The following is a 20,382-nucleotide window of genomic DNA, read 5'->3' on the forward strand; positions in this document are numbered from 1 at the left end:
CGTGCTCGTGACGGAGAGGGACGAGACCGCGCCCGACCAATGGCCCGCGTCCCGTCCCTCTCTGTACGCCTACTAGAATTCATCCCAACACCCGGCAGACCCGCCGGGTGGTGACCCGAGGAGCCACCCTTGGCTGCTGAGCTGCACGTCGAGCTGGTCGCCGCCGACCGCCAGGTCTGGTCCGGCGAGGCCACCCTGGTCGTCGCGCGCACCACGTCCGGCGACATCGGCGTCATGCCCGGTCACCAGCCGCTGCTCGGTGTGCTGGAGTCGGGCCCGGTGACCATCCGTACGAGTGATGGTGGAACGGTCGTCGCCGCGGTGCACGGCGGTTTCATCTCGTTCGCGGACAACAAGCTGTCGCTGCTGGCCGAGATCGCCGAGCTGTCGGACGAGATCGACGTCCAGCGCGCGGAGCGGGCGCTCGAGCGTGCGAAGGCGGAGGCCGACGCCTCCGCGGAGCGTCGCGCGGACGTCCGACTGCGTGCGGCGGCGGCGAGCTGACCACAGCGCTATGCAATGACGCGACACTCAGCCGCGGCTGGACCGGAGCAATCCGGACCGGTCGCGGCTGAGGCAAATGCGGGTGTTTTTTCCGTTCCGTTACCTAGGAGACGAGGAGGTCGGTGCCGATGGTCCTCGCTCTGACTGTGTGCGGAATTGTCGTCGTACTCGTGGCGGTGGGGCTGTTCGTCTTCGGCCTGCGCCGCAGGCTCATTCAGCGCTCCGGCGGGACCTTCGACTGCAGCCTGCGTTGGGACGTGCCGGAGAAGCCCGACACCAATGGCAAGGGCTGGAGCTATGGAGTCGCCCGCTACAACGGTGACCGCGTCGAGTGGTACCGCGTCTTCTCGTACGCCCCGCGCCCCCGCCGCGTCCTCGAACGCTCCGCGATCGAGGTGGCCGGCCGACGGCTGCCCGAGGGCGAGGAGGAACTGGCGCTGCTCTCCGACGCCGTGATCCTCACCTGTCTGCACCGGGGCACGCGCCTGGAACTCGCGATGAGCGAGGATGCGCTGACCGGTTTCCTCGCGTGGCTTGAGGCAGCTCCGCCCGGACAACGAGTGAATGTGGCATAGCCACATTCACTCGTTGGGAACTTCTTTACGACAGTCCGCTGTTGATTGCGCTCACCAGCTCGCCGTGACTGGTGTCACCGCTGAACTCCCAGAAGAACGCGCCGCCCAGACCCTGGGTCTTGGCCCACGCCATCTTCGTGCCGATGGTGGCCGGGGTGTCGTACGACCACCAGTTGCTGCCGCAGTGCGCGTACGCCGTGCCCGCGACGGTGCCGGTTGCGGGGCAGGACGTCTTGAGCACCTTGTAGTCCTCGATGCCCTGTTCGTACGTGCCGGCCGCCGCGCCCGTGGCCGTGCCGCCAGGGGCGTCCTGGGTGACGCCGGTCCAGCCGCGGCCGTAGAATCCGATGCCGATGAGCAGCTTGCTCGCGGGCACGCCCTTGGCCTTGTACTTGGCGATGGCGTCGGCCGTGGTGAAGCCCTGCGTCGGGATGCCGCTGTACGAGGTGAGCGGAGAGTGCGGGGCGGTCGGGCCCTGGGCCGCCCAGGCGCCGAAGAAGTCGTACGTCATCACGTTGTACCAGTCGACGTACTGGGCCGCGCCCGCGTAGTCCGCGGCGTCGATCTTGCCGCCCGAGGAGCCGTCGGCGGTGACGGCCGAGGTGACCAGATTGTTCGTGCCGAACTTGGCGCGCAGCGCGGACATCAGGTTCTTGTACGCCGCTGCGCCGCTGGTGTCGCAGGACAGACCGCAGGCGTTCGGGTACTCCCAGTCGATGTCGATGCCGTCGAACACGTCGGCCCAGCGCGGGTCCTCGACCAGGTTGTAGCAGGACTGCGCGAACGCGGCCGGGTTGGCCGCCGCCTGGGCGAAGCCGCCGGACCAGGTCCAGCCGCCGAACGACCACAGCACCTTGATGTTCGGGTACTTGGCCTTCAGCTGGCGCAGCTGGTTGAAGTTGCCGCGCAGCGGCTGGTCCCAGGTGTCGGCCACGCCGCTCACCGACTGGTCGGCGGTGAACGCCTTGTCGTAGTCGGCGTAGGAGTCGCCGATCGCGCACTGGCCGTTGGTGACGTTGCCGAAGGCGTAGTTGATGTGCGTGATCTTCGCGGCCGACCCGGACGTCACCAGGTTCTTCACGTTGTAGTTGCGGCCGTAGATGCCCCACTCCGTGAAGTAGCCGAGCCTGACCTTGTTCCCGGTGGGCGGGGGAGTGGTGCCGCCGCCGGTGGTGTGCACGGCGACCGCGCCGCTGACCGGCCCGGTCTGGTCCGCGGTGTCACGGGCCTGGACGGTGTACGAGTAGTCGGTGCCGGCGGTCAGGCCGGTGTCCGTGTACGAGGTCGTCGTCACGGTGGCGACCTTGGTGCCGTCACGCAGGACGTCGTAGTTCTTGATGCCCTTGTCGTCGGTGGCCGCGGTCCAGCCGAGCTGTACCGAGGTGTCGGTGATGTTCGAGGCGGTCGGAGTGCCGGGTGCAGAGGGCGCCGTGTCGCCGGGAACCGTGGTGCCGTCACAACTGCCGCCGTTCAGCTTGCAGGTGGAGGGCGATCCGGAGCCGGCGCCGTTGAAGCCGAAGGAGACGGAGGCGCCCGGGGCGAGAGTGCCGTTGTAGGACTTGTTCTTGGCGGTCCAGTGGGTGCCGGAGGACGTGACGTCCGCGTCCCAGGCGGAGGTGACGGACGTACCGGAGGGGAAGTCCCACTCGATCGTCCAGGAGTTGATGGTGGTGGTCCCGGTGTTCTTGACCGTCCACTTGCCTTCGAAGCCGGTGCCCCAGTCCTGGGTCTTGGCGTAGGTGGCCGTGGCGGTCGTCGCGGCCTGCGCGGGACTCGCCAGGCCGACCAGTCCGGCCAGGGGGAGCAACAGGGTCGCGAACCCTGCCGCGGCTCTCTGTCTGAAGCGCATGCTGCGCCTCCTTGTGGGGTTGTAGGGGGCATGACTGAGCCATCAGGCCCGCAGTGCCGCGAGAATAGAAAGGTCTGGACCATCGGTCAAGAGGTCTGGACCACTGTCCCCGTGGGCGTTCGCAGCCCGCAACTCCTGTGAAGGGGCGGCGGTTTGGGACGGGCTGCGCGGTTCCGCCCGCCCGACAGCCGACTGACGTGCGTCTTCAGGGACGACGGGTCGTACGCTGACCGAACCGTGAGCGGTCCTGGGAGGGCGAATGACAGAGGCGGTGCGCCCCGGCGCGGTGCTCGTCGTGGACGACGACGCGGCCATCCGGCGCTCCCTGGAACGCGGGCTGCGACTCGACGGGTTCCGCGTCCGCACCGCCGGCAGCGGCCCCGAGGCGCTGGCCGCGATCCGCGACGCCCCGCCCGATGTGCTCGTCCTCGACGTGTCGATGCCCGGTATGAGCGGCATCGAGGTGTGCACCTGGCTCCGCGACGACGGTCAGGACCTGCCCGTCCTCATGCTGTCCGCGCTCGACGAGACCGCCGATCGCATCGCCGGGCTCCAGGCGGGCGGTGACGACTACCTCGTCAAACCGTTCGCCCTGCAGGAGCTGGTGCTGCGGCTGCGCGCCCTGCTGCGCCGACGGCCGACGGCGGACCGCGACGTGCTGCGGGTGGCGGACCTGGTGATCGACCCGGCGGCCCGCACCGCCCACCGCGACGGCCGGCGCCTGGAGCTGACCCGGCGCGAGTTCGAACTCCTCGAGGTGCTCGCGCGCAACGCGGGCCTCGTCCTCACCCGCGACCAGCTCCTGGACCGGGTGTGGGGCTACGACTTCGACGTGCGCACCGACGCCGTCGACACCTTCGTCAGCTATCTGCGGCGCAAGCTCGAGACGGACGGCGCCAAGCGGCTGGTGCACACCGTGCGCGGAGTGGGCTTCGTCCTGCGGGACGAGCCATGAGACTTTCGACGCGCATCGGGCTCGCGGTGGGTTGCACCGTGCCGCTCCTCGTGCTGGCATCCGGCTGGCTGCTGCTCCACCTGGTCGCACGCGACCTGCACCGCGCGGAGGACGACCACCTGCGGGAGCGGGCCGCGGCCGCGGCCGCGGACGCCCGCGCCCTGCTGCGGGCCGACGCGGCAGGCCGGCCCAAGGCGGCCGACACCCGGGAACGCCGGCTCTACAGCGCGGCGCTCGACATCGGCATACGCGTCGTCGGACCGGACGCCACCTTCAGCGGCGGCCCGCAGCCCGCCCCCTCCGTGCCGCTGCCCACCGGGACCACCGGACCGGTCACCGTCCGCGCCGGCGGCGACAGCTGGCGGGCGCTGTCCCGTCCGATCCGCACCCCCCGTGCCTCGGGCACGCTGTGGGTCTTCGCGCCGGACACCGCCGACCGCGCCCAACTCCGGCTCGTCCGGCGCCGGGTCCTCGTGACCTCGCTGCTCGCCGCCCCCTTGTGCGGCGTGCTGGCCTGGGCCGTCGCGTCCGGTGCCGCCGCCCCGCTGCGCCGCCTCACCCGCCGTACCGCGGGTCTCGACCCGCGCACCAGCAGCGCCCGGCCGCCCCACGAGCCGACCGGAGTGAGGGAAGTCGACGACTTGGCCGCCACCGTGCGGACGGTGCTCGCCCGCTACGACGAACAGGCCGCTCGCACCGCCCAGGCCCTGGACACAGCGCGTTCCTTCTCGGCGGCGGCCGCGCACGAACTGCGCACCCCGATGATGAGCATGGGCACCAACCTCGACATCCTCGCCGAGCACCCCGATCTCCCCGACCCGGACCGGACCGAGGTCCTGACCGACCTGCGCCGCGAGCACGCCCGCCTCCTCGGCCTGCTGGTGACGCTGCGCGAGCTGGGGCGCGGGGACCTGGTGGAGGCGGAGGCGTTCCGCGCGGTGGACGTGGCGGAGACCTCGGACGCGGCCGTCGCCGAGGCCCGGCGCCGCGATCCCGGGGCACGGATCAGCCTGGACACGGAGCCGGGGCTCACCGTGCACGGCTGGGAGCCCGGACTGCGGCTGCTGCTCGACAACCTGCTCGCCAACGCGCTGGCGCACGGGCGGGACGCGGCGGGAGAGGCGGGTGTGGCGGTCGGCGCGCGGGGGACCGGGACGGAGGTCGTGATCACGGTGGACGACCGCGGTCCGGGTGTCCCGGCCGACGCGCGCGACCGGATCTTCGAGCGGTTCCGGCGGGGGCCGGCCAGTGCCGGATCGGGTCTCGGCCTGACCCTGGTCGCCCAGCAGGCGGCGCTGCACCGGGGGAGCGTCATGGTGACGGACGGCCCGGAGGGCGTCGGGGCACGCTTCGAGGTGCGGCTGCCCCGGGCCGGCGGGGCCCTGCCCGACCGGCGGGACTGGTTGATCGGGACAGCCGGGGCAAACCGGTCACAGAGTTCCCACAAAGACGGCTCCTAGCCTCCGGCGGCGTCGGACGGACGACGGGGCCGTCCGGGAACGGAGGCGGAGATGAACGTACGACGGCGGCGGCGCACCCTGCTCGCGGGGCTGGCCGCGGCGGCGCTGCTGGCGACCGGGACGGGGACGGCCGCGGCCGAGAGCACCCCCGCTCCGGCGCCGACCGGCGACGGTGCCCAGGCGCTGTGCAAGCGGGTGCCGAGGATCGACCGGCGGATCGACCGGGCCCTGAAGCGGCTGGACGCCGGGGTCGGCACCCGCGGCTCGGTCGCCCGGCTGCAGCAGCGCGTGGACAATGCGAAGAAGGCGGGCCACACCGAGATCGCCACGTACCTCAAGGACCGGCTGGCTTCCCGCAAGTCGCTGGTGACGAACCTCCAGCAGCGGCAGAAGGACCTGGCGGCCGTGAAGACCTGGTGCCAGGACAACGGCAACGGGAAGGCGGCGAGCTGATGCGCCGGGCGCGGGTCCTGCCGGCGACGGCGGCCGCGGTGGTCCTCCTCGCGGGGCTCAGCGCGGGCTGCGCGCGCGGCGGCGGCACCCCGGACAAGTCTCCGGCCGCCACTCCCTCGGGCTATGCCGAGATGCAGCAGAAGGTGAGCGCCGCCGAGTCGGCCCTCGCGGCGGCCGACCGGGACGCGGCCGGGAACGCGGACCGCTAGCCGGGCAGCCGGGCCTCGGCCGGCGGCAGCGCCGATCCGGACTCCCGTCCGGCGCCCACGACGAGGGCCGGTCAGCCAGAGGGGGCGCGGCGGGCTACGGCCGCGCCCCCATCGGCGCGCCGTGCCTCAGCGCTCCCCGCCCGGCACCCACAGCACGTCCCCGACCTCCTTGTTCGCCGTGCGGGCCAGGATGAACAGCAGGTCCGAGAGGCGGTTGAGGTAGGTCGCGGTGAGGGCGTTCATCGTGTCGCCGTGTACCTCCAGGGCCCCCCAGGTGGAGCGCTCGGCGCGTCGGGCGACCGTGCAGGCGTGGTGCAGCAGGGCCGCGCCCGGGGTGCCTCCCGGGAGGATGAAGGAGCGCAGCTTCTCCAGCCGCTCGTTGAAGTGGTCGCAGTCCGCCTCCAGCTTGTCGACGTAGAACTGCTCGACCCGCAGCGGTGGGAACTCCGGGTTCTCCACCACCGGCGTCGACAGGTCCGCACCCACGTCGAACAGGTCGTTCTGGACGCGGGTGAGAACCTTGACGATCTCCTCGTCCAGGCCGCCCAGGGCGATCGCCGTGCCGATCACCGCGTTGGCCTCGTTGGCGTCGGCGTAGGCGGCGATGCGCAGGTCGGTCTTCGGGACCCGGCTCATGTCACCGAGGTTGGTGGTGCCCTTGTCGCCGGTCCTGGTGTAGATGCGCGTCAGATTGACCATGTGGCCAGCGTAGTTACGCTCCGGACGTCCGGACGACCCGTGTGCCCACCGTCACGGCCACCACGGCGAGACCGAGCCTCACGAGGGCGTCGTACGGATGTGCGCGGTCGTGCACGAGCCGGTGTAGGCGTCCCGCACCGCGTCCACGTGATGACGGAACGGGACGACGTGGGAGAGCGCGTCCAGTCATGTCGGGGGCGGGTGTCATCGGCAGAAAGGCCCGACAGGAGCGTCGAGGGCATCGACACCGCGTCGACCGTCGGGCGGACTCCTGCGGGGTGCGGACCTTCATCGCCATCGCGTACGACAGCGACCCCAGCGAGACCGTGAGCAGTGCGACGAACACGAAGCCGAGCAGGACGCCGGCCAGCGGGGCCCGCAGACCCGTCGCCGCCGCCATGAGCACCAGCAGCACCGCCTGGAAGACGAGGATGGTGGCGTCCCGCAGTACGCGGCCGAGTCGGCCGTCGCCGCCGTCCTGCATGAACTGCGCGACGAAGTGGGGGTTGTGTCGCCTCGGGCGGTCTGGTGGAGGGGTACGACCGCTGCATAAGCGTCCTGCACGACGCGCCGAGCCTCCGCTCCCGCCTGTGGAGCATGCAGGAGGAGATCCAGGACCGCCTTGAGGCGACTTTGCGCGAGGAGACCGGCACGGACGACGGCGACCCCCTGCCGGGTCTGATGGCGGGACAGATCTGCTGGGTTCTCCAGACGGTGATGGCCGGCATCGGCCGCGAGACGCTCAAGTGCCGCAAGCCGGACGAAGTGTCACGCGAGGTGCTCGTGCGCTCGTGCTTCTCGATGACATGGAGGAGCTGTTGAGCAAGAAGGTGCTCAACTAGGCCACCCGAGCCCCGGAATGACCCGTGCCGGTGTGATGTCCGTCATGTGAGACGTGACGCGCATTACTTACCTGTCACACGGCCCCTCACGAGCGCTAGGGTCCGGCCGAGAGGCATATGAGCAGCGCGTCAGGGGAGTCGCACAGTGGCACGGAAGCTTGCCGTCATCGGAGCCGGACTCATGGGTTCCGGTATTGCCCAGGTATCGGCCCAGGCCGGCTGGGACGTCGTTCTGCGTGACGTCACGGAGGAGGCGCTGACGCGCGGCACCGACGCCATCAAGGCCTCGTACGACAAGTTCGTGAGCAAGGGCAGGCTCGAGGCGCACGACGCCGAGGCAGCGCTCGCCCGCATCACCGCCACCACCGACCTCGACGCCGCCGCCGACGCGGACGTCGTCGTCGAGGCCGTCTTCGAGAAGCTCGAGGTCAAGCACGAGATCTTCCGGACGCTCGACAAGCTCGTCCGTGAGGACGCTGTGCTCGCGTCCAACACCTCCGCCATCCCGATCACCAAGATCGCGGCGGCCACCGAGCGGCCGGAGCGGGTGGTCGGCGTGCACTTCTTCTCGCCGGTGCCGATGATGCAGCTCGTCGAACTCGTCCGCGGGTACAAGACGAGTGACGCGACCCTCGCCACCGCCCGCGAGTTCGCCGAGTCGGTCGGCAAGACCTGCATCGTCGTCAACCGCGACGTCGCCGGCTTTGTGACGACCCGTCTCATCTCGGCACTCGTCGTCGAGGCGACGAAGCTGTACGAGTCGGGCGTGGCCACCGCCGAGGACATCGACCTCGCCTGCAAGCTGGGCTTCGGCCACGCCATGGGGCCGCTGGCCACCGCCGACCTCACGGGCGTCGACATCCTGCTGCACGCCACCAGCAACATCTACACCGAGTCCCAGGACGAGAAGTTCGCTCCGCCGGAGCTGATGCGCCGGATGGTTGACGCCGGTGACTTCGGGCGCAAGAGCGGGCAGGGCTTCTACAAGTACTGAAACCGCACGCACCTCTGGGGTGTCACTCCATGAGGTGAATTCGGTATCGGTTCGCTTACAGACGGCAACCTGATCGTCCTTTGGACAGTCAGAAGTTGCACAACCACAACGCGGAGTACGACGACGCACTCTCGGGGAGCGCATATGCACATCAGGGGCGACCACGCCGGGCTGGTCGTCGGGGGCCGCCTCGACGTCCGCAGCGCGGCGGACGCCCGTACGGTCCTGCACGCGGCCGTCGACGACGGCTTCGGCGACCTGGTCCTCGACCTGTCCGAACTGGACTCCTGGGACGCCACCGGGCTCGGTGTGATCATGGGGGTCCATCGCAGGGCCGGGCGGTGCGGCCGGCGGCTGGTACTGCGTGGTGTGCCGCCGCAGATGCAGCGCCTGCTGGTGGCCACCCGGCTGCACCGGATCCTGGCGATCGAGGGCGGCATCGGAGTGGAGTCACTGCCCCGGGTGTGATCGGGGGCTGTCGTCACGGGAGTGAACGCCGACGAAACGCACGTCGCGCGCAATCCTCACGAGACTGTGACGTCTCGGACGGCACGGTACCCCGGCTTGTCAGAGATACTGTGCGAAGGTTTAGGGTTCGGCTGCCCGCCGCCCGACACCCTCGAGCGGGCACCGGACCAGAAGCGACAGCGCAGTGTGCAGCAAGGCCGGGAGGGGCTCAGGCACGCGACGCTTTTGGGGGGCTAGGACCTATGGACCCGAACACCACGGGACCCGAGGAGTACGGCCACGACGGCGCCGGAGACACGCCGCGCCAGCGCCCGCCGCGGGACCCCATGACGCCGGACTTCGGACAGCCGACACCGTCACTCGCCCGCACCGTCCAGCTCGTCTCGGGCGACTTCCTGCTCACCGTCAATCCCGTCGACGGCAGCGAGATAGAGGTCTGCCCGCCCGGGGAGCGGCCCGCCCTGCCGGTGAAGTACACCGCCGAGGAGCGGGCCGGGCGCGCCCGTGCCGCCCGGCCGCCCGTGCCGCCCGGGCCCACCTCCCGGCAGCTTCCCCTGCTGGAGCGCCAGGACGAGCGTGAGCGGCTGGTGCGGCTCCTCGCCCGCGGCCGCTCGGTGCGGCTCACCGGACCCGCGGGTTCCGGCCGCAGCGCGCTCCTGGACGTCGTCGCCGAGGACTGCGTGGACCTCGCGCCCGACGGCGTCGTCCGGCTCTCCGGCTACCGCCGCACCACGGGCGAGCTCCTGTACGACCTCTTCGCCGCCGTCCACAAGGCGCCCCTGTACCGGCCGGAACGGGAAGAGCTGCTCCGGTACGTCCACGAGATCGGTGCCGTCGTCGTCCTCGACGACCTGGAGTTCGGTGGCAGCGCGCTCGACGAGCTGCTCGACGCGACACCCGAGTGCGCGTTCCTGCTCTCCGCCACGCCCGAGGTGCCCGCGCCCTCGGCCGACTCGCACGTCGAAGAGGTGTTCCTCGGCGGACTCGACCGTGCGGGCGGCCTCGAACTGCTGGAGCGCGCCACGGGCCGCGAACTCACCGAGGAAGAGGCGAACTGGGCGGGCGACCTGTGGTTCGAGTCCGAGGGTTTGCCCCTGCGGTTCGTGCAGGCCGGGGCGCTGCTGCGGCAACATGACCGGCGCCGGGCCGACGAGTTCGGCGTCGACGAGTTCGGCGTCTTCCAGGACGTCCCCGTGGACGCGCCCTTCGACGCGGGGGACGGGCACGACCTTCCGCTGCCCTCGCTGGCCGAGGCTGCCGCGGCCGCCCCGCTGCTCGCCTCCCGGCTGAGCGCCTCGGCGCGCGAGACCCTCAAGTTCGCGGTCGCACTCGGCGGCGAGGTTCCCCACCAGACGCATCTGCCCGCCCTCGTCGACGACACCCATGCGGACGCGGCGCTCGCCGAACTCGTCGGCTGCGCTCTGGTCTCCCCGGTCGGCTCCCGCTACCGGCTCGCGGCCGGGGTGCTCGCCCAGCTGGAGGCCGCCGGGTACGGGACCGGCGCGGAGGAGTACGCGCTCAAGGCCGCACAGCACTACGCCTGGTGGGCCGGACACCCCTCGGTCACGGCGGAACGGGTCTCGGCCGAGGCCGACGCCGTGCTGGCCGCACTGAGCGTCCTGGTGCCGCTCAGCTCCGCCGAGCTCTCGGCCTCGCCCGAGCAGGAGGGATCGGCACCGCCCTTCGAGGACGAGGAGAACCCCGCCGTACGACTGGCCCGGCAGGCCGCGCCCGCGTTCGCCGCGGGGCTGCACTGGGGCGCCTGGGAGCGCGCGCTGCGCTCCGGCGCCGAGGCGTCCCGGCTCGCCGGGGAGGTCGGCGAACAGGCGTACTTCCACCATGAGTTGGGCATCCTCGCGCTCTGCGGCGGACAGCTCGACCGGGCCCGCGCCGAACTGGAGGCTTCCATCGGGCTGCGCGGTGCCCTCGCCGACAAGCGCGGCACGGTCGCCGGGCGGCGCGCCCTCGCCCTGGTCGTCGACCGCTCCGGCGCGACGCCGCCCGGCGGGCGCACCGCGACGGGCGAGGAGGTGTCGGACGCGCGGCACGAGGAGTCGGCCTCGCCGCCCGGTGGCGTACCGGCCGGTTTCGGGCTGTCCGACCCGGCGGGAGACGCGTCGACCCTGGTCACGCATCGCGCCGTGGCCGCGCCCGCGAGCGGGCCCGGGGGCCTGCGGGGCGTGGTGAAGGGCACCCGGCGCAATCTGGTGGCCGCGGGCGCGGGAGCGGTGTTGGCCGCCGTGCTCGGCACGGTCGTGACGCTCGGCATGACCTCGAACAACGACACCAAGACCCCGTCCGAGAACGTCCGCGTGGGCCCCTCGGCGAGCCAGGACGCGGGCGACGACAGCCTCGGCGCGGACAAGGCGGACAAGGACGGTGAAGGCGCCGGTTCGGGCACGGCCGGCACAGCGACACCGACGAATCCCGGCCCGGACGGCACGTACGGCACATCGGACGACCCGACGCCGCGCAGCACGAGCGGGTGGCCGTCGGACACCCCGACGGGTACGAAGGGTTCGACGCCGTCGAAGTCGTCCACGCCAAAGCCGTCGAAGTCGTCTACGCCGAAGCCGTCGACATCCACGTCGCCGAGGCCGTCCAGCAGCCCGACGTCGACGCCGACGGACACCCAGCCCACAGGACAGCCGACGGACTCCCCGACCACCTCCAACTCGGCCAGCGGCCCCGCGTCCTCCAGCGCCCCGGCCACGTCGAGCAGCTCGGCAAGCGCCCCGGAGAGCAGCACCGGCTCGGGCACGCCGAGCAGTTCGGGCCCGCTGATCTGAGATTCCCGCCGGTCCCCGGCTGCACAAGGAGGGCCGGGTCCGTTGTCCGGACCTCGTCGTCGTGGTGCCGCCCGTCAGAACAGCCGCAGCTTGTCGTCCTCGACGCCCCGCAGTGCGTCGTAGTCCAGGACCGTGCAGCCGATGCCGCGGTCCGTGGCGAGCACGCGGGCCTGCGGCTTGATCTCCTGGGCCGCGAAGATGCCGCGGACCGGGGCGAGGTGCGGGTCGCGGTTCAGCAGTTCCAGGTAGCGCGTGAGCTGTTCCACGCCGTCGATCTCGCCACGCCGCTTGATCTCGACGGCCACGGTCCCGCCCTCGGCGTCCCGGCACAGGATGTCCACCGGACCGATCGCCGTCATGTACTCACGCCGGATGAGCGTGTAGCCGTCGCCGAGCGTCTCGATGCGGTCGGCGAGCAGCTCCTGGAGGTGCGCTTCCACGCCGTCCTTGATCAGGCCCGGGTCCACGCCGAGTTCGTGCGTGGAGTCGTGGAGGACTTCCTCCATCGTGATGATCAGTTTCTCGCCCGCCTTGTTGATGACGGTCCAGACACCCCCCTCGTCGCCCGCGCCCTCCTTCAGCGTGCAGGGCGGCGACATCCAGTTGAGGGGCTTGTAGGCCCGGTCGTCCGCGTGGATCGAGACGCTGCCGTCCGCCTTCACCAGGATCAGACGGGGCGCGGAGGGAAGGTGGGCGGTGAGACGGCCCGCGTAGTCGACGGAGCACCGGGCAATGACGAGACGCATGGTCGGCAACGCTACTCGACGCCGCACCCCGGGCGCGATTCGCCCTCGTGACCCGTCCCTGACCCCCAAACCGCCCGGCCGCAGTGCGCGATCTCTCGGCCGTTCCCGTACGCCGTCGCCGACCGTCCCTCGTGTGCCCCTTCGCACGCCCTGTGCGCCCGCGGCGGGCCCTCCCGCGCGTTCTCCCCGCCGGGGCCGACCCGCCCGTCGCCACGGCTCCCGCAAGCCCTCTCGGCCCTTCCCGAGCGGCTCCACACCCGTTCTCCCGGCCGCCGCCCCCGGGGCTTCCGGGCCGCTTTCGAGCGGTCTCCCAGGCCCCTCCCTTTCACCCGGGATGCCCCCGTTCGTCGATGGCTTGTTGTGTGCCTAGTGGGAGTTCGTTCTGTGCGCATTCTCCTGGTGCCGTCACCGTCTGTTGCTTACGGTAGTGAACGGGAGGTCGCGCGGTGTGTACTCAGCGTGTTCGATATCGCGAACTCCCATCCCTGTCCGTCAACCCCTGTTGTCTTGGGGTGCGAGAGGAGAACCCATGTCGCTCGACGTCTCACCGGCCCTACTCGAACAGGCCGAGCGAGGCGAGGTCGACGAAGCCGATTTCGTCGACTGCGTCCGGACCTCCCTGCCCTATGCGTGGGAGATGATCAGCTCCCTGGTGGCCCAGCTGAAGGTGGACGGCGGCGAGTTCGCCGACAACCAGACGCCCCCGCCGGACGAGCAGGCACGTGGACAGCTGCTGCGTGCGCTCGCGAGTGACGCGATACGCGGCGCCCTGCAGCGGCACTTCGGAGTGCGTCTGGCCTTCCAGAACTGCCACCGGGTGGCGGTGTTCCCGCTGGACTCCTCGGTGGACGACACGCTGGCCCGCTTCACCTCGGTCCGCGGTCAACTGCTCAACCAGTCCCCGGAACTGCGCGACTGCTGAGGGCAGGCCACGCCGCACAGCTTGCCGCTCCGTACGCGGGAGGTGCATTTGTACCGGAGCGGCAAGCTCCCACCGGCGGCCCGGGCCACGGGCCGCTCCCGGCGGACTCAGCCGAGGTGAGGGAGCACTTCGGCACCCAGCCTCCGTACGTTCTCCTCGGTCGCCGCGAGGTCGCCCGAGCCCTCGACAAGGAGGGCGAAGCGGGCGATGCCGGTCCGCTCCGCGGTCGCCGTGAGCCGGTCGGCGCACAGCCGCGGGGTGCCCACCGGGTGCAGCGCGCAGAGCAGTTCGGTGTACGCCAGCGGGTCCCGCATCGCGCGTGCCCGGCCGTCGACCGTCACATGCGCGTCGAGTCCCTGTTTCAGCCATCCCGGCATCGCCTTCGTCAGCGTCTCCACCGCGTCGGTGCGCCGGTCGGCGATCTGACAGACGCCGGCGGAGACATGACCGGCGTCGGCGATCGCATCGCCGTCGACCCCCGCCGCGCGCGCGTACTGCCGCCACAGCGCGACCATGTCCGCCTTCTCCTCGTCCCCGACGTGCATGCCGAGCAGCATCGGCAGCCCCCGCTCGCCCGCCAGCCGTACGCTCGCGGGCGAGGTGCAGGCGACGACGACCTCGGGCCCCTCGGCGTCGGTGAGGGACTCCGAGGGCCGTGGGACGACCGGGACTTCGCGGAAGCTGAATCGATCCCCCGCGGCGGCGACGGATGGTTCGCGCAGCCAGCGCACCAGCAGATCGAGTGATTCGGGGAACCCCGTCTCGTACGCCGCCAGGCCCGAGCCGAAGACCTCCAGGTCCACCCACGGCCCGCCGCGCCCCACTCCGAGCGAGAAGCGCCCGCCCGAGGTGACGTGCAGCAGCGCGGCCTGCTCGCCGAGCGCCACCGGGTGGGCAGTGGGCAGGACGCTCACCGCCGTGCCGACCCGGATCCGGCGGGTGCGGCCCAGGAGGAGAGCGGCCAGGGTGATCGCCGACGGGCACGTCCCGTACGGCACGAAGTGGTGCTCGGCCAGCCACACCGTGTCCAGACCCGCCTCCTCGGCGGCTTCGGCCGACCGCACCGCGCGGTGCAGCGCCTCCCCCTGGCCCTGTCCCGGAAACTGGGCTGCCAGTACAAAACTTCCTACGCGCATCGCACTTCCTGCTTTCCTGGCTCCGACGCGGAGCTCCCCCGCCCGGCATAACTGACTGACATGTGCCCAAGTCACGGCTTGACGGAGAGATTTGCGGATTGTCAGCAGAATGGGCCGGTGGGTGGGGGTTTTGTCGAAGATGGTGACGAGCGAGTACCCCTACTCGTGCCGCGTAGGCTGGATACGGCCCGTGCTCCCTGTATAGCCCCGTGAGGTGTTCTGTGTCCCCGCGTCGCAACCGACCGAAGGGCTCCGGCTCGTCCGGCCCGAACGCGGACGACGACAGGTCCCGTTACGGCGGCCGGCAGTCCACCGAGAGCTGGCGGGGCGAGGAGTGGAGCGTGCGCCATGTGGCGGGCTCCGGCGCCGAGGGCAAGACCTACCGCTGCCCCGGCTGCGACCAGCTGATCCCCTTCGGCGTCCCGCACGTGGTGGCCTGGCCCGAGCACGCGGGCGTGGACGACCGCCGGCACTGGCACAAGGCCTGCTGGAACGCGAAGGACCGCCGCACCACGCGGGTGCAGCGGTCCCGTAACGCGCCGAAGTACTGAAGGCGGCCTACACGTCCCGCCTCTCCAGCAGCAGCCAGGCGCCGGCGAAGGCGGCGGCGGTCACGCCCAGGACGATCCACAGCGGGTCCCAGCCGGTCGGGCCGGATTCGCTCAGGGAGGTGGAGTAGAAGACGCTGAGCTGGTTCGGGATCGAGTACTCGAGCAGAGCCTGGCGCACCTTGTCCAGCGACTGCGCGAACATGAACAGCGCGATGACGAGCGGGGCGAGCAGCACGCCGATCATGATCGTGATCGCGCCCGCCGAATGGCGGACGATCGAGCCGACGATGAGCGAGAGCAGCCCGAGCAGCGCGATGTAGAGGGAGACGCCGACCGTTCCTTTGAACCACTCGTCGGCGGAGGGGTCCTTGGCGCCGTGGCCGTGCAGCATGGCCACCTGTGCGAAGGCGACGCAGGAGGCGGCCACCAGCGTGACCACGAAGGCGACCAGGAAGAACACGATCGCCTTCGCGGCGAACACACGGCCGCGACTGGGGCACGCGGTCATCGTGGTGCGGATCATGCCGGTGCCGTACTCCGACGCGGTGGTCAGCACGCCGAGCGTGATGATGCACATGCTGCCGAGGAGGAGCCCGAAGAAGCCGAGGGTCAGCGGGTTCAGATCCTGGCTCTCCGACGTCGAGTTCGCGACCAGCGCACCGGCGGCGAGGCCGATGCCGATCACCAGCAGGACGAACACCCCGAGCGTCCACATCGTGGAGCGCACCGATCTGATCTTGGTCCACTCGGAGGCGAGGGCGTGCCCGAGGTGCGTCCGTACCACCGGGATGGGCGAGGTGTAGGTGGGGAAGCCGGAACCGGGCGCCGCCTGCCAGACGGGTGCGGCCTGCGGCATCGGGGGCTGGGGCGTGCTCATCGGGCGTCCTCGGACTTGGTCAGGTCGGGTGCGGGTGCGGGTGCGGGTGCGGGGGAGGCGGGCGGCTGCTGGGGCGCGGGCGTGGCGGGGTGGGCCGGGGCCCGGTCCTGGGGCACCGGCTGTGCGTACGGGTTCGGCTGCCCAGCGCCAGCAGAGGCGGGCGCCGCAGGAGCGCCGTAGGGGCCCACGGGCACCTGACCGGGCCGTCCCGGCATCGCGAAGGGCTGCCCGCCCTGCTGGGGCGGCGGAGGGGCGTACCAGCCCGGCTGGCCCTGACCGGGTACCGGCATCGGCGGCTGGACGCCGGGCGGCAGCGGCTGCATCAGCCCGGCCTTCTGGTCGATGGTGGAGCGGTAGTCGACGGCGCCCTGCGTCATCCGCATGTACGCCTCCTCCAGCGAGGCCTGGTGCGGCGACAGCTCCCACAGGCGTACGTCGGCGTCGTGTGCGATGTCGCTGATGCGCGGCAGCGGCAGCCCGGTGACGCGCAGCGCGCCGTCCTGCTCGGGCAGTACGTGCCCGCCCGACTCGGTGAGCGCGGCGGTCAGCTTCTCCCGGTGCTGCGGCTCGGTGTCGGGAGTGCGGACGCGCGCGAAGTCCGCCGAGTTGGCGGAGATGAAGTCCTTGATGCTCATGTCGGCGAGCAGTTGACCGCGTCCGATGACGATCAAGTGGTCGGCGGTGAGCGCCATTTCGCTCATGAGGTGGGAGGAGACGAAGACGGTACGTCCCTCGGCGGCGAGGGACTTCATCAGGTTGCGCACCCAGAGGATGCCCTCGGGATCGAGGCCGTTGACCGGTTCGTCGAACAGGAGTACCTGGGGGTCGCCGAGGAGCGCGGCGGCGATGCCGAGCCGCTGGCCCATGCCGAGTGAGAAGCCCTTGGACCGCTTCCTGGCCACGTCCTGCAGACCGACGACGCCGAGCACCTCGTCGACGCGGCGGGCCGGGATGCCGGAGAGCTGGGCGAGGCACAGCAGGTGGTTGCGGGCCGCCCGGCCGCCGTGCACGGCCTTGGCGTCCAGCAGGGCGCCGACCTGGCGGGGGGCGTTGGGAAGCTTGCGGTACGGGTAGCCGCCGATCGTCACCTGCCCGGAGGTGGGGTTGTCCAGGCCGAGGATCATCCGCATGGTCGTCGACTTGCCCGAGCCGTTGGGCCCGAGGAAGCCGGTCACGCTACCCGGTCGCACCTGGAAGGAAAGGTTGTACACGGCGGTCTTGTCGCCGTAGCGTTTCGTCAGGCCGACTGCCTCGATCATGCTCCGCACCCATCGAAAGGTTCAGGACGTCGGGGCCCTCGCTGCCCCCCGTAAGGGTTAGGAGGATATCCGGCCGCTGACGGTTCCACTCAAGAGAATGTAAAAGCCCGCAGGTCATCGGGGTGAATCGGTTCTTACCGGGTGCGGTACGGGTCCTTCCTGGTCAGAGCGTTCGGGCCGCGGCGTTCAGGCGTCCCGCTTCTTCAGCAGGACGTAACCGCCGGTCAGGGCCGCCACCACCCACAGCACCATGATGCCGAGGCCGCCCCAGGGACCGTAGGGGGTGCCGTCTCCGGCCGGGGCCACCACCTGCATGATCCTGCTGCCGGCCTGGTCGGGGAGGAAACGGCCGATCTTCTTGGTCGCCGAGACGTTCCCCAGGATGTTGGAGATCAGGAAGAAGAACGGCATCAGGACGCCGAGGGACAGCATCGGCGAGCGCAGCATCGCGGCCACCCCCATCGTGAACACCGCGATGAGCGTCATGTACAGCCCGCCGCCGATGACCGCGCGCAGCACGCCCGGGTCGTCGATCGACGCGCGGTGCGGGCCGAGCATCGCCTGTCCGAGGAAGAAGGCGACGAAGCTGGTGACCATGCCCACACCGAGAGCGAGCGCGGTCGCGACCGCGATCTTCCCGAACAGGAAGGTGCCGCGCTGCGGGACCGCGGCGAGGGAGGTACGGATCATGCCGGTGCTGTACTCGTTCGACACCACGAGCACCCCGAACACGATCATCGCCAGCTGGCCGAGGCTCATCCCGGCGAAGCTGATGTAGGTCGGGTCGAGGGAGAGCCGGTCCCGCACGCTCATGCTGTCGAACTCCCGCCTGGTCAGGGCGGAGATCAGCATGCCGAGGGCGACGGTGACCACGAGCGCGACGGAGAGTGTCCACACCGTGGACGCCACCGACCGGATCTTGGTCCACTCCGACCTGATGACCTGGGTCGCCGCCATGGTTCAGGCTCCTTTCTGCCAGTTCGCGCCCCACTCCCGGCCCGGGGCCGGCCGTGCCCAGGCGTCGCCGGGGGTGTCGGTGCGCGCGTGGTACTCCACCGCCTGTGCCGTCAGCCGCATGAACGCCTCCTCCAACGAGGCCTGTTGTGGGCTGAGTTCATGCAGCACGATCTGGTGCCGCGCGGCCAGTTCGCCGATCAGCTCGGCCTTGCCTCCGTCCACCTCCAGTGCCCCGCTGCCGGACTCGACGACCGTGATGCCCGCCTCGTGCAGCACGTCGAGCAGCCGCTCGCGCTGCGGGGAGCGGATGCGGACGTACGACCGCGAGTTCTGCGCGATGAAGTCGGACATGGAGGTGTCGGCGAGCAGGCGGCCCTGGCCGATGACCACGAGATGGTCCGCGGTGAGCGCCATCTCGCTCATCAGGTGGCTGGAGACGAACACGGTCCGGCCCTGTGCCGCGAGGGATTTCATCAGGGTGCGGATCCAGTGGATGCCCTCGGGGTCGAGTCCGTTGACCGGTTCGTCGAACATCAGGATCCGTGGGTCGCCGAGGAGCGCGCCCGCGATGCCGAGGCGCTGGCCCATGCCGAGCGAGAAGCCCTTGGCCTTCTTGCGCGCGACGGCGGTCAGACCGACCGTGTCGAGGACCTCGTGGACGCGGGAGGTGGGAATGCCGTTGCCCTGGGCGAGGCACAGAAGGTGGTTGAAGGCGCTTCGGCCGCCGTGTACGGCTTTGGCGTCGAGGAGGGCGCCGATGTACTTCAGCGGGTCCTTGAGCTGGTCGTACCGCTTGCCGTCGATGCGCACGTATCCGGCGGTGGGGTGGTCGAGCCCGAGCACCATGCGCATCGTGGTGGACTTGCCGGCGCCGTTTGGACCGAGGAAGCCCGTGACGACACCCGGTCTCACGGTGAAGGTGAGGTTGTTGACCGCCAGCTTCTCGCCGTACCGCTTGGTCAGCCCCTCGAGCTCGATCATGCGGCCACGTTAGAGGGGCACAAAGCCCCCCGCCACCGGAGTGGCGGAGGGCTTCGCGGATGTTCGGATTCCGTACGCCCCGTGTTACCGGGACTGCTGCGCGGGCACCCCGCGGGAGATCGGCTCGTCCTCGGCCGGCGAGCCCGCGGCGGCGACAGCTGCGCCGGTGAGCGTCGCGAGCATCTCGCGGACGTTCGTGAGCTGGGCGTTGATGGAGTCGCGACGGTTCGTCAGCGCCGCCAGCTCGCGCTCGGATTCCGAGCGGATGCGGTCGGCCTTGGCGTTCGCGTCGGCCACGATGTCCTCGGCCTGGCGCTGGGCCGTCTCGACCGTCTGGCGGGCGCGGCGCTCGGCGTCCGTGCGCAGCTTCTCGGCCTCCAGGCGGAGCTGCTCGGCACGGTGCTCGATCTCGGCGAGGCGCTTCTCCGCCTTGGCCTGACGGGAGGCCAGGTCGCGCTCGGACTGCTCACGCCGCTTGGCGAGGTTCGTCTCGAAGTCGGCGGCGGCCTGCGCGGCCTTGGCGCGGGTCTCCTCGAAGAGGGCGTCCGCCTCCTCGCGCTTGGACTGCGCGTCCTTCTGCGCCTCGGCACGCAGCTGAGAGGCGTCGCTCTTGGCCTTGTCGACGATCCGGGCGCCCTCGTCCTCGGCCTTGGCCTTGCGCTCGGCAGCGAACGATTCTGCGTCGTTGCGCACCTGCTGTGCCGCGGACTCGGCGAGCTCGCGGTGCTGCTCCGCGGCGCGGCGGGCCTCCTCGCGCAGGTCCTTGGCCTCCTCCTCGGCGAGGCGGAGGATCTTCTCGACGCGCGCGCCGAGACCCGCGTACGACGGCTCCGCGTCGGTGACGGCGGCCTGGGCGTTCTGCGTCTCGAGGTGGAGCTCCTCGATGCGCTTTTCCAGGGCGGTGATGCGGGCGAGAGCACTGTCACGGTCGGAGACGAGCTTGGAGATCCGTTCGTCCACCTGAGCGCGGTCGTACCCACGCCGCACAAGCTCGAAGCCGTAGGGGGAAGTGTCGCTCATGGGGTTCCTGTCGAATGAGACCGGTGAGGTGATAGGGGAATCCTAGGGGCCAAAGCGGCGTGTCATCGAGCGGATGCGTGTTTGATCTGGAGAATGACACTCCTTTTGGGTGGCTAACTGTCCCAGGGCTTGCCAG

At 70.9% G+C, this 20,382-nt stretch carries 20 protein-coding genes and 2 pseudogenes; 12 read left to right on the forward strand and 10 right to left on the reverse strand.

What is annotated here, in order from left to right:
• Positions 1-129: 129 nt before the first annotated feature.
• Positions 130-504, forward strand: coding sequence for a F0F1 ATP synthase subunit epsilon (locus tag ACZ3TS_RS20510; protein WP_467619756.1), 375 nt, complete (start codon positions 130-132; stop codon positions 502-504).
• A 128-nt stretch (positions 505-632) separates the two neighbouring features.
• Positions 633-1,079: a DUF2550 domain-containing protein gene (locus ACZ3TS_RS20515; protein WP_467619757.1), complete on the forward strand. Its 447-nt coding sequence runs from the start codon at positions 633-635 to the stop codon at positions 1,077-1,079.
• A 25-nt stretch (positions 1,080-1,104) separates the two neighbouring features.
• Here ACZ3TS_RS20515 and ACZ3TS_RS20520 read toward each other — a convergent pair whose 3' ends face one another.
• Positions 1,105-2,928, reverse strand: coding sequence for a glycosyl hydrolase family 18 protein (locus tag ACZ3TS_RS20520; protein ID WP_467619760.1), 1,824 nt, complete (start codon positions 2,926-2,928; stop codon positions 1,105-1,107).
• Between the two features lie 259 nt (positions 2,929-3,187).
• Between ACZ3TS_RS20520 and ACZ3TS_RS20525 the strand changes: the two genes are divergently transcribed.
• From ACZ3TS_RS20525 to ACZ3TS_RS20540, 4 genes are read left to right on the forward strand one after another with little or no spacing between them, the layout of a single operon-like run.
• Positions 3,188-3,883 (forward strand): response regulator transcription factor, encoded by a 696-nt coding sequence (locus ACZ3TS_RS20525; RefSeq protein ID WP_467619762.1) that lies wholly within the window; start codon positions 3,188-3,190, stop codon positions 3,881-3,883.
• Complete coding sequence (locus ACZ3TS_RS20530) at positions 3,880-5,343, forward strand: sensor histidine kinase (protein WP_467619764.1); 1,464 nt, start codon at positions 3,880-3,882, stop codon at positions 5,341-5,343. The genes ACZ3TS_RS20525 and ACZ3TS_RS20530 overlap by 4 nt, the downstream gene beginning before the upstream one ends.
• A gap of 51 nt (positions 5,344-5,394) precedes the next feature.
• Positions 5,395-5,796 carry a hypothetical protein gene (locus ACZ3TS_RS20535; RefSeq protein ID WP_467619766.1) on the forward strand — a complete coding sequence of 134 codons (402 nt, stop codon included), beginning with the start codon at positions 5,395-5,397 and terminating at the stop codon, positions 5,794-5,796.
• On the forward strand, positions 5,796-6,005 hold the full coding sequence (locus ACZ3TS_RS20540) for a hypothetical protein (protein WP_467619767.1): 210 nt from the start codon (positions 5,796-5,798) through the stop codon (positions 6,003-6,005). The genes ACZ3TS_RS20535 and ACZ3TS_RS20540 overlap by 1 nt, the downstream gene beginning before the upstream one ends.
• Before the next feature lie 126 nt (positions 6,006-6,131).
• Here the strand turns inward: ACZ3TS_RS20540 and ACZ3TS_RS20545 are convergent, their stop codons facing one another.
• Positions 6,132-6,704: a cob(I)yrinic acid a,c-diamide adenosyltransferase gene (locus ACZ3TS_RS20545; protein WP_467619769.1), complete on the reverse strand. Its 573-nt coding sequence runs from the start codon at positions 6,702-6,704 to the stop codon at positions 6,132-6,134.
• 13 nt (positions 6,705-6,717) lie between these two features.
• Positions 6,718-7,164: pseudogene (locus ACZ3TS_RS20550) on the reverse strand (ABC transporter permease); the annotation flags it as partial.
• Between ACZ3TS_RS20550 and ACZ3TS_RS20555 the strand changes: the two are divergent.
• From ACZ3TS_RS20555 to ACZ3TS_RS20570, 4 genes and pseudogenes are all read left to right on the forward strand, one after another.
• Positions 7,162-7,546 (forward strand): annotated as a pseudogene (locus ACZ3TS_RS20555) (TetR/AcrR family transcriptional regulator); the annotation flags it as partial. The pseudogenes ACZ3TS_RS20550 and ACZ3TS_RS20555 overlap by 3 nt on opposite strands.
• Positions 7,547-7,691: 145 nt before the next feature.
• Entirely contained in the window at positions 7,692-8,540 is an 849-nt protein-coding gene (locus ACZ3TS_RS20560) for a 3-hydroxyacyl-CoA dehydrogenase family protein (protein ID WP_467619771.1), read from the forward strand.
• A gap of 144 nt (positions 8,541-8,684) precedes the next feature.
• Positions 8,685-9,008, forward strand: coding sequence for an STAS domain-containing protein (locus tag ACZ3TS_RS20565; protein ID WP_467619773.1), 324 nt, complete (start codon positions 8,685-8,687; stop codon positions 9,006-9,008).
• 242 nt (positions 9,009-9,250) lie between these two features.
• Complete coding sequence (locus ACZ3TS_RS20570; protein WP_467619774.1) at positions 9,251-11,797, forward strand: ATP-binding protein; 2,547 nt, start codon at positions 9,251-9,253, stop codon at positions 11,795-11,797.
• Positions 11,798-11,871: 74 nt separating this feature from the next.
• Here ACZ3TS_RS20570 and nucS read toward each other — a convergent pair whose 3' ends face one another.
• Positions 11,872-12,543, reverse strand: coding sequence for an endonuclease NucS (nucS, locus tag ACZ3TS_RS20575; RefSeq protein ID WP_467619775.1), 672 nt, complete (start codon positions 12,541-12,543; stop codon positions 11,872-11,874).
• A 529-nt stretch (positions 12,544-13,072) separates the two neighbouring features.
• On the opposite strand from nucS, the gene ACZ3TS_RS20580 reads away from it, so the two are divergent.
• The gene (locus ACZ3TS_RS20580) at positions 13,073-13,465 is read left to right on the forward strand and encodes an SCO5389 family protein (RefSeq protein WP_467619777.1); all 393 of its coding nucleotides are present in this window, start codon (positions 13,073-13,075) and stop codon (positions 13,463-13,465) included.
• Between the two features lie 107 nt (positions 13,466-13,572).
• On the opposite strand, the gene ACZ3TS_RS20585 is transcribed toward ACZ3TS_RS20580, so the two are convergent.
• Positions 13,573-14,601 (reverse strand): LLM class flavin-dependent oxidoreductase, encoded by a 1,029-nt coding sequence (locus ACZ3TS_RS20585; RefSeq protein WP_467619779.1) that lies wholly within the window; start codon positions 14,599-14,601, stop codon positions 13,573-13,575.
• 221 nt (positions 14,602-14,822) lie between these two features.
• On the opposite strand from ACZ3TS_RS20585, the gene ACZ3TS_RS20590 reads away from it, so the two are divergent.
• Positions 14,823-15,152, forward strand: a complete 330-nt coding sequence (locus ACZ3TS_RS20590; RefSeq protein WP_467619781.1) for an ATP/GTP-binding protein — start codon at positions 14,823-14,825, stop codon at positions 15,150-15,152.
• A 7-nt stretch (positions 15,153-15,159) separates the two neighbouring features.
• Here ACZ3TS_RS20590 and ACZ3TS_RS20595 read toward each other — a convergent pair whose 3' ends face one another.
• The 5 genes from ACZ3TS_RS20595 to ACZ3TS_RS20615 form a co-directional block, all read right to left on the reverse strand.
• On the reverse strand, positions 15,160-16,029 hold the full coding sequence (locus tag ACZ3TS_RS20595; protein ID WP_467619783.1) for an ABC transporter permease: 870 nt from the start codon (positions 16,027-16,029) through the stop codon (positions 15,160-15,162).
• Complete coding sequence (locus ACZ3TS_RS20600) at positions 16,026-17,288, reverse strand: ABC transporter ATP-binding protein (protein WP_467619785.1); 1,263 nt, start codon at positions 17,286-17,288, stop codon at positions 16,026-16,028. The genes ACZ3TS_RS20595 and ACZ3TS_RS20600 overlap by 4 nt, the downstream gene beginning before the upstream one ends.
• Before the next feature lie 186 nt (positions 17,289-17,474).
• On the reverse strand, positions 17,475-18,245 hold the full coding sequence (locus tag ACZ3TS_RS20605; protein ID WP_467619787.1) for an ABC transporter permease: 771 nt from the start codon (positions 18,243-18,245) through the stop codon (positions 17,475-17,477).
• A gap of 3 nt (positions 18,246-18,248) precedes the next feature.
• A complete protein-coding gene (locus ACZ3TS_RS20610) occupies positions 18,249-19,226 on the reverse strand; it encodes an ABC transporter ATP-binding protein (RefSeq protein ID WP_467619789.1) in 978 nt (325 codons plus the stop codon).
• 84 nt (positions 19,227-19,310) lie between these two features.
• Complete coding sequence (locus ACZ3TS_RS20615) at positions 19,311-20,246, reverse strand: cellulose-binding protein (protein ID WP_467619792.1); 936 nt, start codon at positions 20,244-20,246, stop codon at positions 19,311-19,313.
• Between the last annotated feature and the right edge of the window lie 136 nt (positions 20,247-20,382).

This window comes from Streptomyces sp. NPDC022910 (assembly GCF_055561075.1).

Coding starts and splice junctions, on each gene's coding strand:
- ACZ3TS_RS20515 (WP_467619757.1), top strand. CDS start 633: ATGGTCCTCGCTCTGACTGTGTGCGGAATTGTCGTCGTACTCGTGGCG.
- ACZ3TS_RS20520 (WP_467619760.1), bottom strand. CDS start 2,928: ATGCGCTTCAGACAGAGAGCCGCGGCAGGGTTCGCGACCCTGTTGCTC.
- ACZ3TS_RS20525 (WP_467619762.1), top strand. CDS start 3,188: ATGACAGAGGCGGTGCGCCCCGGCGCGGTGCTCGTCGTGGACGACGAC.
- ACZ3TS_RS20530 (WP_467619764.1), top strand. CDS start 3,880: ATGAGACTTTCGACGCGCATCGGGCTCGCGGTGGGTTGCACCGTGCCG.
- ACZ3TS_RS20535 (WP_467619766.1), top strand. CDS start 5,395: ATGAACGTACGACGGCGGCGGCGCACCCTGCTCGCGGGGCTGGCCGCG.
- ACZ3TS_RS20540 (WP_467619767.1), top strand. CDS start 5,796: ATGCGCCGGGCGCGGGTCCTGCCGGCGACGGCGGCCGCGGTGGTCCTC.
- ACZ3TS_RS20545 (WP_467619769.1), bottom strand. CDS start 6,704: ATGGTCAATCTGACGCGCATCTACACCAGGACCGGCGACAAGGGCACC.
- ACZ3TS_RS20565 (WP_467619773.1), top strand. CDS start 8,685: ATGCACATCAGGGGCGACCACGCCGGGCTGGTCGTCGGGGGCCGCCTC.
- ACZ3TS_RS20570 (WP_467619774.1), top strand. CDS start 9,251: ATGGACCCGAACACCACGGGACCCGAGGAGTACGGCCACGACGGCGCC.
- nucS (WP_467619775.1), bottom strand. CDS start 12,543: ATGCGTCTCGTCATTGCCCGGTGCTCCGTCGACTACGCGGGCCGTCTC.
- ACZ3TS_RS20580 (WP_467619777.1), top strand. CDS start 13,073: ATGTCGCTCGACGTCTCACCGGCCCTACTCGAACAGGCCGAGCGAGGC.
- ACZ3TS_RS20585 (WP_467619779.1), bottom strand. CDS start 14,601: ATGCGCGTAGGAAGTTTTGTACTGGCAGCCCAGTTTCCGGGACAGGGC.
- ACZ3TS_RS20595 (WP_467619783.1), bottom strand. CDS start 16,029: ATGAGCACGCCCCAGCCCCCGATGCCGCAGGCCGCACCCGTCTGGCAG.
- ACZ3TS_RS20600 (WP_467619785.1), bottom strand. CDS start 17,288: ATGATCGAGGCAGTCGGCCTGACGAAACGCTACGGCGACAAGACCGCC.
- ACZ3TS_RS20605 (WP_467619787.1), bottom strand. CDS start 18,245: ATGGCGGCGACCCAGGTCATCAGGTCGGAGTGGACCAAGATCCGGTCG.
- ACZ3TS_RS20610 (WP_467619789.1), bottom strand. CDS start 19,226: ATGATCGAGCTCGAGGGGCTGACCAAGCGGTACGGCGAGAAGCTGGCG.
- ACZ3TS_RS20615 (WP_467619792.1), bottom strand. CDS start 20,246: ATGAGCGACACTTCCCCCTACGGCTTCGAGCTTGTGCGGCGTGGGTAC.